Below are 15,857 nucleotides of genomic sequence, written 5' to 3'. Positions count from 1 at the left end.
ACGCGCTCCAGATAATCGTCTTGGCAGGCGCTCTGTGGCGCCCCCCTCTGTCCTGCCGGACATCTCCCCCACAAGGAGGGAGATTAGCCTTCGCGCCTGTCGGCTCTGAAACGTCGACAATTGGCGAAATCGCCGACGTTAGCCAATCTCCCCCCAAGTGGGGGAGATGTCCGGCAGGACAGAGGGAGGCGCGAAGGAACACGACGTTCAAGGCCTTCATCCGCCTCACGCCATTGCGTGGCGGTGATTGGCCGAATAATGCCCGGTCAGATGATGCTCGAGCTGGCGCTCGATATCGGTGAGGAGGCTCGAGGCGCCGAAGCGGAACAGGTCTGGCTCCAGCCATGGCCGGCCGAGCTCCTCCTTCATCAGCACCAGCCAGTCGAGCGAAGCCTTGGCTGTAGAGATGCCGCCGGCCGGCTTGAAGCCGATGAGAAAGCCGGTCTCCTCGAAATAGGCTCGGATGGCGCGCACCATGGCAAGGCCGACGGGCAGCGTGGCGTTGACGCTTTCCTTGCCGGTCGAGGTCTTGATGAAATCGGCGCCGGCCATCATCGCCACCATCGAGGCCAGCATGACATTTCGCAGCGTGGCGAGGTCGCCGGTGCCGAGGATAACCTTGAGATGCGCATCGCCGCAGGCTTCGCGCATCGAGACGATCTCGTTGTAGAGCTCCTGCCACTTGGCGCCGAAGACCAGGCCGCGCGGGATGACGACGTCGATCTCGTCCGCGCCGTCGCGCACCGATGCCTCGATCTCCTGCAGGCGGGTCGACAGCGGCGCAAGGCCGTGCGGGAAAGCGGTGGAGACGGCGGCGACATGGATGCCGGTGCCGCGCACGGCATCAACAGCCGTCGCGACGAATGGATGATAGACGCAGACCGCCGCCGGGCGGATTTTTTCGCCCTCGATGCCAAGCCCCTCGACGATGTCGCGGCGGAACGGGTTGATCGCCTTGGCGCACAGGCGGCGCACGCGCTCTTCGGTGTCGTTGGAATTCAGCGTCGTCAAATCCATGCAGGAGACGGCGCGCAGCAGCCATGCCGCCTGGTTGTCGGCCTTGATCGAACGACGCTTGGTCAGGCTGGCGACGCGGCGCTCCAGCGCCGAGCGATTGACCGAGCGCACCGATTCCATGAAGCCGAGATCGAGCCGCATGCCGGTGTTGCGGGCGATGCCATGCGATTGCGGAACGGGCGTGTTGGCTGCGGCACGCGCCGGCAGCGGCGTGACCTTGGACGCGCCGAGATCGGCTTCGCGGATTGTGCTGCTCATCTCCTGCCCTTTCGCTCGACGATTTTACGTCGTGGTGCGTGTCGTTGCTCCCGGACCGCACGGCGGCTTTAGGCGACGCACACCGAAGATAGCCCGTGAAGCATCGCTTCACGAGTCCTTCAAGCGGTCATAGCGGAAAAAGGCGGCGAAAGCAGCTGAATTTTGACCGCATGGTCAAAATTCCAATCGAGAAGCAGGCGCCGAGGCGCCTGCTGATGTCAGCCGACGAAAGCGCGCTCGACGACGAAGGTCCAGGGATGGCTGAGCGAGCCCTCATGGAAGCCGAGACTTTCGGCCATTTCCTTGACGTCCTTCAGCATATGCATCGAGCCGCAGATCATGATGCGATCCGTCTCCGGATTGAGCTTCTCGATGCCGAGGTCGTCGTAGAATTTGCCGGAGCCGATCAGCGCGGTGATGCGGCCCATGCGCGCCGACTCTTCGCGGGTCGTCGAATTGTAGAGGGTGACGCGGCCGCCGGTCAGTTCGCCGATCAGGGGATCGTTCTCGAGCGCGGCCACCAGTTCCTGGCCATAGGTCAGTTCGGCATTGTCGCGGCAGGTGTGGGTCAGGATGACCTGATCGAATTTTTCGTAGGTATCGGGGTCGCGCAGAAGGCTGGCGAAGGGCGCGATGCCGGTGCCGGTCGAGATCATGAACAGGCGCTTTGCCGGGGTCAGCGCGTCGACAACCAGCGTGCCGGTCGACTTCTGGCGCATGATGACGGTGTCGCCGACCTGGATCTTCTGCAGTTCGGAGGTCAGCGGACCATCCGGCACCTTGATCGAGAAGAATTCCAGCTCCTCGTCCCAGGCCGGGCTGGCGACCGAATAGGCGCGGTACACCGGCTTTTCGGCATTGGGCAGACCGATCATGACGAACTCGCCGGAGCGGAAGCGCAACGACTGCGGGCGGGTGATGCGGAACGAGAACAGGCGGTCGGTGTAATGCTTCACCGAGACGACGGTTTCGGCATAGACATTGGCCGGAATCGGGAACTGCAGCGGACGGGCGCCGGCGGTGTTGAGTGCGGATGTGGTGTTCATCGATCCAACTCTGTCTTGCCCAAGCCACTACGCGGGCGCCAAACCGTTTCCTGCGCGCCCAGACCCTTCAGGTCCCGGCGTGCCGTTCACACACTCCAAAGCAGTGAGCTCTTGTGTCCCAAATTTATTAGTATACAAACGATATTTGTGTCAAGATACCACGCTAAAACAGCTTTCCAAACTGCGGCATATTCGTAGTTCCGCCATTTCGGATTTCGACAATGAAAGAGAATTTTTCGGTGCAACAACCGGATTCCCTGGGTCACGTCGTTGCCGGCATCGATGTCGGCGGAACCTTCACCGACCTCATTTTGATCGACGGCAAAGATGGCGGAAAGGTGCATATCGCCAAGACGCCCACCACCGTCGACAACCAGGCTTTCGGCGTGGTTTCAGCGCTCGGCGCCACCGGCTTTGCCATAGACGGCATCGACCTCATCGTGCATGGCACGACCACCACCACCAATGCGGTTCTGGAACGCCGGCTGGCGAAAACCGGCATGATCACCACGCGCGGTTTTCGCGACGTGATCGAGTTGGGACGGCGCACACGGCCGCAGCCCTATGGCATGACCGGCACCTTCGTTCCGATCATCCCGCGCGATCTCCGGCTCGAAGTCTCGGAGCGCGTCGAAGCATCCGGCGCGGTGCGCACCCCGCTCGACGAGGCCGAGATGCGCGACGCCGTGAAGACGCTGATCGTGGCCGGCTGCGAGTCCCTGGTCATCCATTTCCTGCATTCCTACGCCAACCCTTCGCATGAGCGGCGCGCGGCCGAAATCGCCGCCGAGCTTTGGCCGAACGGCTACATCACGACTGGCCATGCGCTGCTGTCGGAAGCCCGCGAATTCGAGCGCGGCGTGACCGCCGCGGTCAACGCCTCGGTGCAGCCGATCCTCGAGCGCTATGTCGAGCGGCTGCGCAAGGAATTGGCCGCCAAAGGTTACGCCCGCGACTTCCTGATCATGAACGGCAATGGCGGCATGATCTCGGCCCGTTTCGTCACCAGGGAATCGGCCAAGACCGTGATGTCCGGACCAGCCTCGGGTGTCATCGCCGCCGCCTATACGGGCAAGCGCGCCGGCTTTGAAAACCTCGTCACCTACGACATGGGCGGCACCTCGACCGATGTGGCGCTGATCCGCAATGCGGAGCCCGCCGTCTCGAACGAGATCGAGATCGAATATGCGATGCCGATCCACGTGCCGATGGTGGCGGTGCATACGGTCGGTGCCGGCGGCGGCTCCATCGCCCGGGTCGATGCGGCCGGGCTGATCCAGATCGGCCCGGAAAGTGCCGGCGCCAATCCCGGCCCGATCTGCTACGGTCGTGGTGGAGCCGAGCCGACCATCACCGACGCCAATCTGGTGCTGGGCCGGCTGGCGCCGAAGAAGCTGCTGGCGGTCGAAAATCCGGTCACCGTCGAGCGGGTCACCGGGATCTTCGAAGACAGAATAGGCAAGGCCGCCGGCCTCTCCGGCGTCGAAGCGGCGGGCGCGGTGCTGCGCCTCGGCAACATGAAGATGGCCGGCGCCATCCGCATGGTCTCGGTGTCGCGCGGCCATGATCCGCGCGATTTCGCGCTGTTCGCCTTCGGTGGCGCCGGGCCGCTGCATGCCTCCGCCCTGGCGCGCGAACTCGGCCTGCCCCGTGTGCTGGTGCCGGCGCGTCCGGGCATCACCAATGCGCTCGGCTGCGTCGTGGCCGATCTGCGCCATGACTTCGTCAACACCATCAACCAGCCGGTCGCCGTGCTCGATGAAGCCAGGCTTCGCGAGGTGCTGGAACGTCACCGCGGGGAAGGCGAGGAACTGATCGGCAAGGAAGCGGTGAAGCCGGAAACGATCCGCGTCACGCACTCTGCCGACATGCAGTTCGTCGGCCAAACCCACATCATCAACGTGGCGCTGCCGTCTTCATCGGTGACAAGGCAAGAGTTGCAGGCGCTGTTCGAAAAAGCCTATTTCGCCCGCTTCAAGGTCGAGTTGCCGGAGATCCGCGCCAATCTGGTCAACCTCAACACGTCGGTGACGGGCGTGCGGCCGGCAATCGACCTGTCACGGCTGATCGACCCGGCCGGACGTACAAAGACGCTTGACGAGGCACGGCGCGAGATCAGGCCGGTCTGGTATGCCGGACGCTGGCACGATACGCCGATCTATGCGCGTGAAAAGCTGCCGCTCGATGCCGTCATCGAAGGGCCGGCGATCCTCGAACAGATGGATGCGACCACCGTGCTCGAACCCGGCGACCGCGCAAGATCGGACGCCGACGGCAACATCATCATCGATATCGGCGAGGCCTGAGATGCAAAAGCTCGACGCCATCACGCTTTCGGTCCTGCAGGCTGCCCTCCAGCAGGTCTGCGACGAGATGGATCTCACTTTCTCCCGCGCGGCCTTCTCGCCGGTCATCGCCGAAGCCAATGACCGCTCCGACGGCATCTACTCGGCCGTCGACGGCTCGCTGATCGCACAAGGCAGCCAGGGCCTGCCGGTGTTCGTCGGCGTCATGCAGTATTCGACCAAAACGGTGATCGAGATGATCGCCGACGGCCGCTGCCTGCCCCCGGAACCCGGCGACATCTACATCGTCAACGATCCCTATCTCGGCGGCACGCATCTGATGGACGTGCGCTTCGCCATGCCGGTCTATCGCGACGGCAAGATATTTTGCTGGCTATCGAATACCGGCCACTGGCCCGATATCGGTGGCTCGGTGCCGGGCGGCTTCTCCGCTTCCGCGACCGCCGTCGAGCAGGAAGGCCTGCGGCTGCCGCCGGTCAAGCTGTTCAAGAAGGGCGTGCTGGACACGGAAATCTACGCCATCATCTGCTCCAACATCCGCGTCGCCGACCAGCGCATCGGCGATATAAGAGCGCAGGCCGCCGCATTGCTGATCGGCCAGGACAGGCTCAATGGAATCCTCGATCGTTACGGGGACGAAACCGTCGTCGGGGCGATCGCCGAACTGCGTCGCCGCGCCGCCGAGCAGATGCGCGCCAACATCTCCGCCATTCCAGACGGCACCTATAGCTCGAAGGCCTTTGTCGACTCGGACGGCGTGGTCAACGAGCCGCTGACCATCGCGCTCGCCGTCGAGAAGCAGGGCGACACGCTGACCTTCGATTTTACCGGCTCGTCAAAACCATGCGCGGGGCCGATGAACAGCGTGCTGGCGACGACATTGTCGTCGGTCTATCTCGCCATGCGCCATATTTTCCCTGATGTGCCGATCAGCGCCGGCGCTTTCGAGCCGCTGATCGTCAAGCGGCCGGAAGGCACGTTCCTCGACGCCAAATACCCGCGTCCCGTCTCCGGCTGTGCGGCTGAAGTCTCGCAGCGCATCGCCGAGGCGGTGTTCGCGGCGATGGTGCAGGCGCTGCCGGAAAAGGTGACGGCCGCGCCCGCCGGCTCCAGCGGCAATTTCGCGCTGGGCGGCAACGATCCGGCGCGCGGCCGCGACTATGTGATGTATCAGATCTCCGGCGGCGGCTATGGCGGCAATTCAGGCCATGACGGCCTGACCAATGGCTGCTCGACCATCGGCATTTCCAAATCGCCGCCGGTCGAGATCATGGAGCAGGCGTTTCCTGTGCTCTACCGCCACTATGCCTTGCGCGAAGGCTCGGGCGGCGCCGGCAAGCAGCGCGGCGGCTTCGGCCTCGCCTATGAGGTTGAGATATTGCGAGGAGAGGCGCGCGCGTCCTTCGTCATGGACCATGGCCGTTTCGGCCCGCAAGGCGCGCTCGGCGGCAAGGACGGCGCGGTGAACACGGTGACCGTGTTCCGCGACGGCGAGGCACATGTGCCGCCGCATCTGTCCAAGGAGCAGGACATCGCGCTCAAGGCCGGCGACCGCGTGCGCGTCGGCACGCCGGGCGGTGGCGGCTATGGCGATCCGCGTCAGCGCGACCCGAAACTGGTCGCCGAAGACATCAGGCTTGGTTACTACACCGATGACCAAGCCAAAGAGCTGTTCGGAACCTGACAGCCGACAGGCCCGAGCCGCGTCAGGTCTGCAGCTTGGCCTTCAGCGCATCGGCGAATTTTTGCGCGATCTTCTTGAAGCCGGCGGGATCGGGATGCAGTTCGTTGGCCCAGTCGGCCACCTTCAACGTTCCCTGCGTGTCGACCAGATGGAAATTGTTGTTGGGATCGTCGGCCAGGCGCTTCACCACATCGCGGAACGCCGCCAGCGCGTCGTGAACGATGACCGTGCCCTTGGCGACCGTCCAGTTGCAGAAATCGAGCGACGGTTTCAGCCACGGGCCGACACAGGACGGATGCGCTCCGTTCGGGATCGGGAAATCATAGCAATGGCCAAAGATCGGCACGCCTGGCGCGACGCGGTCGCGCAGCGCGAACAAATCGAGATAGCAGGCCTCGACCATGCCGAGCGCCTTGGTGAAGCGGTTCTTGTTCAGCCCGGGGGCGTGGCCGTCATTGAAGTCGAGGAAGATGCAGAACTGGTCGCCGGCAATGTCGTTGCCACCGGCAGAGAACAGGATGGCATCGGGCTTGCCGTCCAGCCAGTTGGCCTTGTTGCGCAGGGCGGCGATCATGCGCTGCTGCTTGGGCAGCGACATCTCGTCGGTCGCCGCATCGCCATGATGGGCAAGGTTGAGGATGGTCGGCGGCATCGAGCCGATGCGGCGCAGCTGCGCGATCACGTCGGTGTCGACGAACGGAAAGCCGTTGCCGGTGAGCGGATAGTCGAACCAGGAATCGCCCTGCGCCAGCATCACCAGCGGCCGGTTGGCGACGGCCGCCTCGAGATTGCCGGCGCTTTCCCTTGCGGTTTCGAGCCGCTCGATGTTGGCCTGGTGAACCTTGATGCGCTTGGCGATGTCGTCGTCTATGCGCCGCTGCGCGGCTTCCTGCACGAATTCCTGCTGGTCCATCCCCAGGTCCCTCCCACGACCGTCTACTTCCAGCTGAGCATGCGCCCATGTCCATGATCGGTCTGTAATTTAGATCACAGTAAGATTCCTGGGGAAGGACGGCTTGCCACGCCGTGATCGCCGCAGAGCATGTCGTTTCCGTCTCCGTGGGGCCTGCAAAAGACCATAGACTTCTATCCTTGTTTTCGCGCAATTCCGGACGGGAAACCGCCAACACCTTCCCTGGAATTGCTTAGTCAACGGAGATCAGGAACATGCGTCTTTTCGGTCGTTTCGTGCTTGCCGCTTCCGCCGCCCTGCTGCTTGGGACCGGTGCTGCCTCCGCCGAGAAACTCAGGATCGGGACCGAGGGCGCCTATCCGCCCTTCAACTATGCCAATTCGGACGGCACGCTGGGCGGCTTCGACATCGACCTCGGCAAGGCGCTGTGTGCCGAGATGAAGGCCGAGTGCGAATTCTCCGTACAGGATTTCGATGGTTCCATTCCGGCGCTGCAGGCCGGCAAGTTCGACGCCATCATCAACATCACCATCACGCCGGAACGGGCCGAGAAGGTCGAGTTCACCCACAAATATTACCAGACGCCACCGGCCATCGCCGTGCCGAAGGATTCGACCATTGCAGGCACGTCGCCTGACGATCTGAAGGGCAAGGTGCTGGGCGTGCAGAGCGCCACCATCCACCAGAATTTCGCCGAGAAGAAATACTCCGGCTCGACCGTCAAGGCCTATCCGACCGGCGACGACGCCCGCACCGACATGGCCAATGGCCGGCTGGACGCGATGATGGACGGCTCGATCATCCTGACCGAATGGCTGAAGAAGCCCGATGGCGCCTGCTGCAAATTGCTCGGCACGCTGGCCGCCGATCCGGCCATTCATGGACCCGGCGTCGGCATCGCCCTGCAAAAGGGCAACAAGGAACTGGCCGACAAGTTCAATGCCGCCATCGACGCCCTGCGTGCCAACGGCAAGTACAAGGAAATCAACGACAAATACTTCTTGTTCGACGTCTACGGAAGTTAACCCCTTCACCGCTCCTACCTCGGCAGCGCCATCAGGCGCTGCCGTTTTCATGAGATGACGGAGAAGTTTCTTGGTTGAGCGGCGCTCCCCTTTCTACACCAGCATCGTTGGCCTCGGCGCCACGATGGGCCGGGTCGGCGGCGATTTCGTCTCGGCCAAAACTTACTCCGGCATTGCCGACGAGCACCTGAACACGCGCAAGAATGTCGGCGTGCAGGATCTCAGCACCATGGGCAAGATGGACATCAAGGGGGCGGAAGCCGAGGCGCTGGTCAACCACATCATCGTCAACGATGCGGCCGCGATGAGCCCCGGCCAGGTGCGCTATTCCACCGTCTGCCGCGACGATGGCGGCATCATGGACGACCTCACCGTGTTCCGGCTGGGATCGGAGCATTTCATGCTGGTGACCGGTTCGGTCAACCGGCTGAAGATGCTGCCCTGGCTGCAGCATCATGCTGAAGCGCGAAAGGCCTATGTCACCGACATCACGGCGGCCGTCGCCTTTCCGACGATACAGGGGCCGCGTTCACGCGAGCTGCTGAAAGCACTGGTTTCGGATGCCGATCTCGATGAGTTGAAACGCTGGGCGTTCACTTCAGGGCGCGTCGGCGAGACCAAAGTCCTGATCTCACGCACCGGGGTGACCGGCGAGCTCGGCTTCGAACTGTTCGTGCCGGCGGACGAGGCCACTTCCGTCTGGGACGCGCTGATGCGGACCGGTAGCGATTTCGGCCTGAAGCCATACGGCGTGCTGGCCATGTTCACGCTCGGGCTGGAAAAGGCCTATCCGGCGCATGGCATCGACATGGACGAGAGCCGTACGCCCTTCCATGTCGGGCTCGATCGCTGGATCAAGTTCGACAAGGGCGAGTTCATCGGCCGCGAGGCATTGCGCACAATTCGCGACAAGGGGCTCGACGAACGCTGGACCGGGCTGATTCTCGACGGTGACAAGCCGGCCGCGACGGATGCCAGGGTTTTCGCCGACGGCGAGGATGCCGGCGTCGTCACCTACAGCGATCACGGCTATTCCTTAGGCAAAGTTCTGGCGACGGCGCATTTGCGGCTGCCGTTCACCGCCATCGGGACCGAACTCAGCATCGACATTGACGGCAAGCCGACCCGCGCGGTGGTGGCGCCGATGCCATTCTTCGATCCTGAAGGCGCTCGGCTGCGGGCCTAAATCAGGCTAACTTCGCTAGCAGCCGCATAAACGTGGCCGCTTCCTTGGCCGTCAGCGGCGCCAGTGTCTCCTGGGTGATGGCGCGGGCCAACGGGATCAGCCGTTCGATCGCCTCGCGTCCCTCTGGCGTGAGACTGACCAGCAGGCGCCTTTTGTCGACCTCATGCTTGGTCAGGTCGACCAGGCCACGCGCCTTCAGCCGATCGATCACGCCCTTGACGGTCGCCGCATCCATGGCGATCAGCGTTCCCAACTGGTTCTGCGAGGTCTCGCCGACATCGTGCAATTTGGCGAGCGCTGCGAATTGCGGCGGCGTCAGGTCGCTGATCTGGGCGGCAAAGATCGAGACATGGCGCTGATGCGCCTTGCGCAGGATGAAGCCGACCTGCTCCTGCAGGCGGTAGTCATGTTCGTCGGGCTCTTCGGCCTCGACGAGCTTGAGAAGATTGTCCCCGCCGCTCATCGCAAGCCGTCCCAGGCCTTGATGTCGCCGACCGCCAGGCCGCCCATGCGGTCGTGCACGCGGGGGCCGCAGCTCATGGCGAGGCAGAACAGGATTTCGTCGGCGCGCGGCCCGTCGCTGAGACCGACCTCCATGGCGTCGAAATGGCTACGCACATAGGCGGCGTTGGTGTGGCCGAGCGGCACGTCGAGCCGCGAGCCGAAGGCGCCGACCTTGGTTGCCGACGGCACGATCGCCTTGGCGTCGCCCAGCCGCTCGCGCATGGCGTAACCGCCCGGCACATGCCACAGCGCGCCGTGCTCCAGCTCCCCTGACGAACCGACGATGGTGCCCTTGCCGTAGGCGTCGATCTGCTTGATGTCGCCGCCCAATGCGGCAATGAGCTTGTCGGTGAGCAGCAGGCCGAGCGGCTTCAGATCGTCCATGGCGCTCTGCAGTTCTTCGACGTAGCGGCCGGCGAACGGGTTCTTCACCAGGGCCACGGCTGCAGCGCGGCGGCGCGGCAGAGCAGCGACCGGCCCGCCATCGTGAAAGATCTCTTCGGTCAGAACCGCGATCTTGCGGATCGGAAACTCAGGCATGGGCAACTTCCTTCCCTGGATTTTTGTTGGGCGCGGCAAGCGCCATGGAACCACTGATGCGGGCTTCCCCACCTAGAAACAGCGCCGATGCGGCAATCAGGCCGCGCCGGCGAAAATCTTCGGCGACGGCAAGGCCATTGTCCAGCGCCCGCTCCACATCGCCACGCGCGAGCATGCCGACGGCTTGTGTCACCAGCCGCGCGCCGAGATCGCTGTCGGGCGCCAAGTCCTGCGCGGGAATGCGCTTGATGGCGGGATTGCCGGGCAGGTCGACGGCGTTGGCAATGAGTGTCGCGGCCGCATCGGCCTCGGCGCCGGTGTGCGCCAGCACGGTGACGGCGTCGGCAATGCCAAGCGAGAACGAACGGCCGCGCCAGCCGCTGGTGGCGACGCCGCGCACGCCGTCCGCCGAGCGAATGGTGAGGCGGTCGGCCATGCCGTTGCCGGTGCCGGCGATCGCCAGGTTCATCGACTGGCCCTTGCCGATATGGAGGGCGCTGTCGCCGCCATTGTTGACATAGGCCCGGTCGAGCTTGCGACCGGCAAGCAGCGCGGCGAGCACTTCGTCGGCTACCGATCCGGCGACGGCGGCCATCGGCGTGATGAAGCATTCCGCCAAGGGCATGACGGCTGCTTCCATGCGCCGCGCAGTCGGGCCGGCGAAGGTGCGCGGCGCCAGGAAAAATGCCGGCAGCCGCAATTCGGGAAGCTCCTCGACCAACTCGATCAGGATCGTCTGGAAGCGCTCGATCGCCTGATCGTAGGCGGCACGACACTCAGCCGCCTCACCAAAGGCCTCGACGATCAGGTCGATCGGCCCGTGGTTGAGGTGCAGCCGCTTGCCGTCCTGCAGCCAGTGGACTTGCGGGCCTTGCATCAAGAGGCCCCGTTCGAGCCGACGCGGCGCAACTGCGCCAGCGGCGGCCATGGATTGTGGGCCTCGGCGCCTGAGCCGCGGCGCGGGTTGAGATATTCGCCGCCTTTGGCAACGATATCCTCGACGCTGCGTATCTCGGCCTCGTAGCCGCCCAGCCGGACATAGTCGTCGCGGCGTAGCGTGAATTCGATCGGCGCCACCAGCGCCGGCGTCGGCACATAGCCGAAGGCGCCTTCCGGCACGCGCATGACGTCGACCATCAGCGTGATGCCGCCGCCCGGCCAGACATAGACCGGCGCGCCGCCAACGGTAACATAGGTATTCAAGCCCTGCACCGAGCGGGTGAGATTGACCGGGTTTTCGGTGACGCCGGCGCGCAGCGAACCGCCGGCGCCGCCGATGAACAGCACGGTGCAGAGCGCCGGCTCGCAATTGTCCTCGATCAGGCCGACCGATTTCTGCAGCCGCTCGGGGAACGGTTTTTCCACCGGCTTCAACTCGTCGTCGAGCTCGTAATAGGCGAACTGCTCGCCGGTGGTCGACACCATCAGCAGCGACAGGCCGGGGCGGGCGCCCTTCTTGGCGTTCCATTCGCCGAGGATCGACAGCGGGTCGGAAATCGAGGTGCCGCCCCAGCCGAGGCCGGGCTCGGAAACCTTGAAATAGCGGCCCGGCGTCGAACGGCGGCCGATGATCTTGATGCCGGTATCCTGCCAGCCCAGCACCTTGCCGGCCTGATGCTCGGAGACGACGCCGGTGATATGGTCGTCGACCACCACCACCTCGTCGACAAGGCCGCGCCATTGCGTGGCGAACATGCCGATGGTGGCCGACCCGCAGCCGACCCGCATACGGTGTTCCTGCTTGCCGTCGATGACAGGTGGTTTGCCGGCTTCGACGATGATGGTGGCGCCGCCATCGATGGTCAGTTCGACCGGCTTGCGATTGCACAGACTGAGCATCGCGTCGCAGGTTGCCCGGCCTTCGGCCTTAGAGCCACCGGTCAAATGATGCACTCCGCCGAGCGACAGCATCTGCGAGCCGTATTCGCCTGTCGTGACGTGGCCGATCGGCTCGCCTTGCGCGCGCACGATTGCCGTTTCGGGACCGAGATGGCGGTCGGTGTCGATCTTCACCTTGACGCCGCAGTACGAAAAAATGCCTTCGGTGACCACGGTCACCAGATCGACCCCCTCGACCTCCTGGCTGACGATGAAGGGAGCCGGCTTGTAGTCGGGATAGGTGGTGCCGGCGCCGATCGCAGTGACGAAGCGGCGGCCGGTGTTGACCAGTTCGCCGTCCCATTGCTCGCCCTCGGCAGTGAAAGGCACGACCGCGGCGCCGCTCTCTGCCGCATGGTCGAGGATGGTCAGCGGGTCCATACGCACGATGCGGCCACCGACATTGCCGTAGCGGTCGCAGGCGCCGGTGCGGCCATCGGCGATGTAGCACATCACCGGACAGGCATCGCAGCGGATCTTTTCCGCCACCAGCTTTTCGCCCGGATCGTGGGTTTCGAAGCGTTCGGCAAGCTCGCTCATCGGCGTGCCTCCTTGTCGCGGATGCCATCTTTTTCGCGGATGGCGGCGCGGATGCGCGCCGGCGTCGCCGGAACCTTGGTGATGAGAACGCCGGTGGCGTGGCGTATGGCGTTGAGGATGGCGGGTGCGGTCGGGATCAGCACATGCTCGCCCAGGCCCTTGGCGCCGAACGGCCCCTCGGGATCGGGAACCTCGATCAATATGTGCTCGATCTCAGGCACGTCGCCGATGGTCGGAATGAGATAGTCGTGCAGATTCTCGGTGCGGCCGGGGATGTATTCCTCCATCAGCGCCATGCCGATGCCTTGCGCGATGCCGCCCTCGATCTGGCCTTCGACCAGAAGCGGGTTGATCGCCTTGCCTACATCGTGCGCGGCGGTGATTTTCAAGAGCTTCACCGTGCCGAGCTTGAGGTCGACCTCCAGTTCGGCGATCTGCGCGCCATAGCCATAGACGGCGTAAGGCTTGCCCTGGCCCTTGGCGTCGAGCGGCAGCGTCGGCGGGTCGTAGGTTTCCTCGGCGCGGAAGACGTAGCCGTCCGCATCGACATCGAGGGCGGGGAGATCGATGCGCCGAGTGGCTTCGCCCTCGCGAATGACGATCGCCGGGCCGTCCAATTGCAGGCTCGCGTTCTCCGAGACATTGGCAAAACGCAGGATCTTTTCGCGCAAGGCGCGGCCGGCCTTCTCGGCCGCCTTGCCGGTGACAAAAGTCTGGCGCGAGGCCGATGTTTTGCCGGCGTCGGGGCTGATCGCGGTGTCGGCGCTCTTCAGCTTGAATTTTTCCAGCGGCAGGCCGAGTGCGTCGGCGCAGATCTGGGCGATGACGGTGTTGGAGCCCTGGCCGATATCGACGGCGCCCTGGTGCAGGATGACCTCGCCCTCCGGCGAGATACCGACCCTTATGGTCGACGGATTGGGCAGCGAGGTGTTGCCGCAGCCATACCAGCAGGACGCGATGCCGACGCCGCGCTTTTTGCTCGTATTGGCATTGTTGAATGTATCTGCGTCGGCCTTCGCGCGAGCCCAATGCGGTCGCAAGGAGTCGAGGCACTCGAATATGCCGACGCCCGACTCCAGTCGCTGTCCGGTAACCGTTTCGGATCCGTTCCGAAGGCAGTTCTTCAGCCGAAAATCGAGCCGGTCCATGCCCAGCTTGCCGGCGAGCTCATCATAGAGCGTCTCCTGCATGATCGTCGCCTGCGGCACGCCGAAGCCGCGGAAGGCGCCGGAAATCGGCCCGTGGGTGTGGATGGCGCGGCCTTCGGCGCGGTAATTCGGCGTCGCATAGGGACCGGAGGCATGCACCGGCACGCGGTTGGCGACGGTCGGGCCCCAGCTGGCATAGGCGCCGGTGTTGAAATCGCCGGAAAAGATCATGCCGGTGACATGGCCCTCGGCGTCAGTGCCGATCGTCGCCTTCATCTCGGCTGGGTGGCGCTTGGTGGTCGACATCATCGATTCGGTGCGGGTGTAGGCAAGCGCCGCCGGCCGGCCGGTTTTCAGCGCCACAAGGCCGATGAGCGGCTGCAGTGAAACGTCCAGTTTCGAACCGAAGCCGCCGCCGGTCGCGGTCGGCACGATGCGCACCTTGTCGACGGCAAGACCGAGCACCTTTGCCGTTTCGTCACGGTCCATATAGGGGGCCTGGGTGCAGGCGACGACGACCAGCGTGTCGCCGTCCATGTAGGCATGGCCGGCTTCCGGCTCGATATAGGCGTGCTCGACATAGGAGGTGTCGATGGCACCGGACACCGTGTAAGCAGCCTCGCCAAGCGCCGCCTCGGGGTCGCCGCGCTCGACAAAGCCCTTGGTCAACAAATTGGCCGGGCGGTTCGCGTGGATGAGCGCAGCCCCTTCTGCCTGCGCGTCGCCGGGCTGCAGAAAATGCGGCAGCTCGGTCCAGCGGACCGGGAAATCCTGGAGGTCGAGATCGAGCATGGCCTCGCGCTCGCCGGCGACCAACGCCACTGCCTCGCCGCGCAGCCGCGCAAAGCCTTCGGCCAGCGCCGGCTGGTCGGCAAACGGACCGATGACGCCGAAACAGTTTTTTCCCGGAATGTCGGCGGCGGTGAAGACGCCGACGATGCTGGGATGCGACTTCACCCAGCCCTCCAGGTCGCCGAAGGCGAAGCCGGCATGATAATGCGGCGAGCGGACCACCAGCACGGCCAGCGCATCGGCGGGAAAGGCATCGGCGCCGAATTTTTCAGCGCCGGTGACTTTTGGCACGCCGTCGAGCCGGACCGGGGAGGCGCCTACAGCATTCCCTGTGGTTGGCATTCTACGTTCAAAGTTGAATTCCAACGAATGACGTTGGCGCTGCCCCTCACCCTTACCCTCTCCCCGTGAAGAACGGGGAGAGGGGAGCGTCGGCGCTGGAGCACTTCCCTTCTCCCCGTCACTGTACGGGGTGAAGGTGCCGGCAGGCAGATGAGGGGCAGCGCCGTCGGTCGACGTCTCGAACCGTCCCGCATCCATCACTGCCGCGATGATCTTTCTGTAGCCGGTGCAACGGCACAGGATGCCACCCAGCGCATCCTGCACCTCCGTCTCGGTCGGATTCGGCGTGCCATCCAGCAGCGCCGTTGCCGCGACCAGCAGCGCCGGCGTGCAGATGCCGCATTGCGCGGCGCCATGTGCCAGGAAAGACGCCTGCAGCGCCGACAGCCGGCGATCGGCGAGGCCTTCGACGGTCGTTACGGACGTCCCGGCTGCGGAGGCCGCCGGCATCAGGCAGGCGCAGACGGCGTCGCCGTCGACCAGCACCGTGCAGGCGCCGCAATCGCCGGCATCGCAGCCAACCTTGGTGCCCATCAGCTGCAATTCGTCGCGCAAAACCTGCGACAGCCGGCGCAGCGGCGGCACATTGACCGAGACGGCGGCGCCATTGACGGCGAAGGCGATCTCGGCGCGCTCGATGCCGAGGCCCGGCACGAGGTCGGGCAGGGCTTCAATCAT

General features: G+C 64.4%; 12 protein-coding genes. 4 read left to right on the top strand and 8 right to left on the bottom strand.

The annotated features are described in order from the left end of the window. Positions 1-225: 225 nt before the first annotated feature. Together deoC and NKI35_RS12435 are read right to left on the bottom strand one after the other, a co-directional pair. Complete coding sequence (gene deoC, locus NKI35_RS12440; RefSeq protein WP_023703681.1) at positions 226-1,275, bottom strand: deoxyribose-phosphate aldolase; 1,050 nt, start codon at positions 1,273-1,275, stop codon at positions 226-228. Positions 1,276-1,493: 218 nt separating this feature from the next. After that, the gene (locus tag NKI35_RS12435) at positions 1,494-2,321 is read right to left on the bottom strand and encodes a ferredoxin--NADP reductase (RefSeq protein ID WP_352740210.1); all 828 of its coding nucleotides are present in this window, start codon (positions 2,319-2,321) and stop codon (positions 1,494-1,496) included. Between the two features lie 221 nt (positions 2,322-2,542). Here NKI35_RS12435 and NKI35_RS12430 point away from each other — a divergent pair, with 221 nt between their 5' ends. Further along, on the top strand, positions 2,543-4,627 hold the full coding sequence (locus NKI35_RS12430) for a hydantoinase/oxoprolinase family protein (protein ID WP_352740208.1): 2,085 nt from the start codon (positions 2,543-2,545) through the stop codon (positions 4,625-4,627). 1 nt (position 4,628) lies between these two features. Continuing rightward, the gene (locus NKI35_RS12425; protein WP_352740206.1) at positions 4,629-6,311 is read left to right on the top strand and encodes a hydantoinase B/oxoprolinase family protein; all 1,683 of its coding nucleotides are present in this window, start codon (positions 4,629-4,631) and stop codon (positions 6,309-6,311) included. 22 nt (positions 6,312-6,333) lie between these two features. Here NKI35_RS12425 and NKI35_RS12420 read toward each other — a convergent pair whose 3' ends face one another. Then, positions 6,334-7,224 carry an SGNH/GDSL hydrolase family protein gene (locus NKI35_RS12420; RefSeq protein ID WP_023671297.1) on the bottom strand — a complete coding sequence of 297 codons (891 nt, stop codon included), beginning with the start codon at positions 7,222-7,224 and terminating at the stop codon, positions 6,334-6,336. A gap of 254 nt (positions 7,225-7,478) precedes the next feature. Here NKI35_RS12420 and NKI35_RS12415 point away from each other — a divergent pair, with 254 nt between their 5' ends. Together NKI35_RS12415 and NKI35_RS12410 are read left to right on the top strand one after the other, a co-directional pair. Continuing rightward, complete coding sequence (locus NKI35_RS12415; protein WP_023700430.1) at positions 7,479-8,249, top strand: ABC transporter substrate-binding protein; 771 nt, start codon at positions 7,479-7,481, stop codon at positions 8,247-8,249. Between the two features lie 70 nt (positions 8,250-8,319). Beyond that, positions 8,320-9,435: an aminomethyl transferase family protein gene (locus NKI35_RS12410; protein ID WP_023711348.1), complete on the top strand. Its 1,116-nt coding sequence runs from the start codon at positions 8,320-8,322 to the stop codon at positions 9,433-9,435. 1 nt (position 9,436) lies between these two features. On the opposite strand, the gene NKI35_RS12405 is transcribed toward NKI35_RS12410, so the two are convergent. From NKI35_RS12405 to NKI35_RS12385, 5 genes are read right to left on the bottom strand one after another with little or no spacing between them, the layout of a single operon-like run. Continuing rightward, positions 9,437-9,898: a MarR family winged helix-turn-helix transcriptional regulator gene (locus NKI35_RS12405; protein ID WP_023689200.1), complete on the bottom strand. Its 462-nt coding sequence runs from the start codon at positions 9,896-9,898 to the stop codon at positions 9,437-9,439. Further along, positions 9,895-10,479 carry an amino acid synthesis family protein gene (locus NKI35_RS12400; RefSeq protein WP_023683555.1) on the bottom strand — a complete coding sequence of 195 codons (585 nt, stop codon included), beginning with the start codon at positions 10,477-10,479 and terminating at the stop codon, positions 9,895-9,897. The genes NKI35_RS12405 and NKI35_RS12400 overlap by 4 nt, the downstream gene beginning before the upstream one ends. Next, on the bottom strand, positions 10,472-11,356 hold the full coding sequence (locus NKI35_RS12395) for a UPF0280 family protein (RefSeq protein WP_023683556.1): 885 nt from the start codon (positions 11,354-11,356) through the stop codon (positions 10,472-10,474). Before NKI35_RS12395 ends, NKI35_RS12400 begins: the two co-directional genes overlap by 8 nt. Then, positions 11,356-12,897, bottom strand: a complete 1,542-nt coding sequence (locus NKI35_RS12390; RefSeq protein ID WP_023739686.1) for a hypothetical protein — start codon at positions 12,895-12,897, stop codon at positions 11,356-11,358. The genes NKI35_RS12395 and NKI35_RS12390 overlap by 1 nt, the downstream gene beginning before the upstream one ends. Further along, positions 12,894-15,857 (bottom strand): molybdopterin-dependent oxidoreductase, encoded by a 2,964-nt coding sequence (locus tag NKI35_RS12385; RefSeq protein ID WP_352740203.1) that lies wholly within the window; start codon positions 15,855-15,857, stop codon positions 12,894-12,896. Before NKI35_RS12385 ends, NKI35_RS12390 begins: the two co-directional genes overlap by 4 nt.

The organism is Mesorhizobium sp. M0676 (assembly GCF_040320535.1).
Classification (GTDB): Bacteria; Pseudomonadota; Alphaproteobacteria; order Rhizobiales; family Rhizobiaceae; genus Mesorhizobium.
This window is presented reverse-complemented; position numbering and strand designations above follow the sequence as displayed.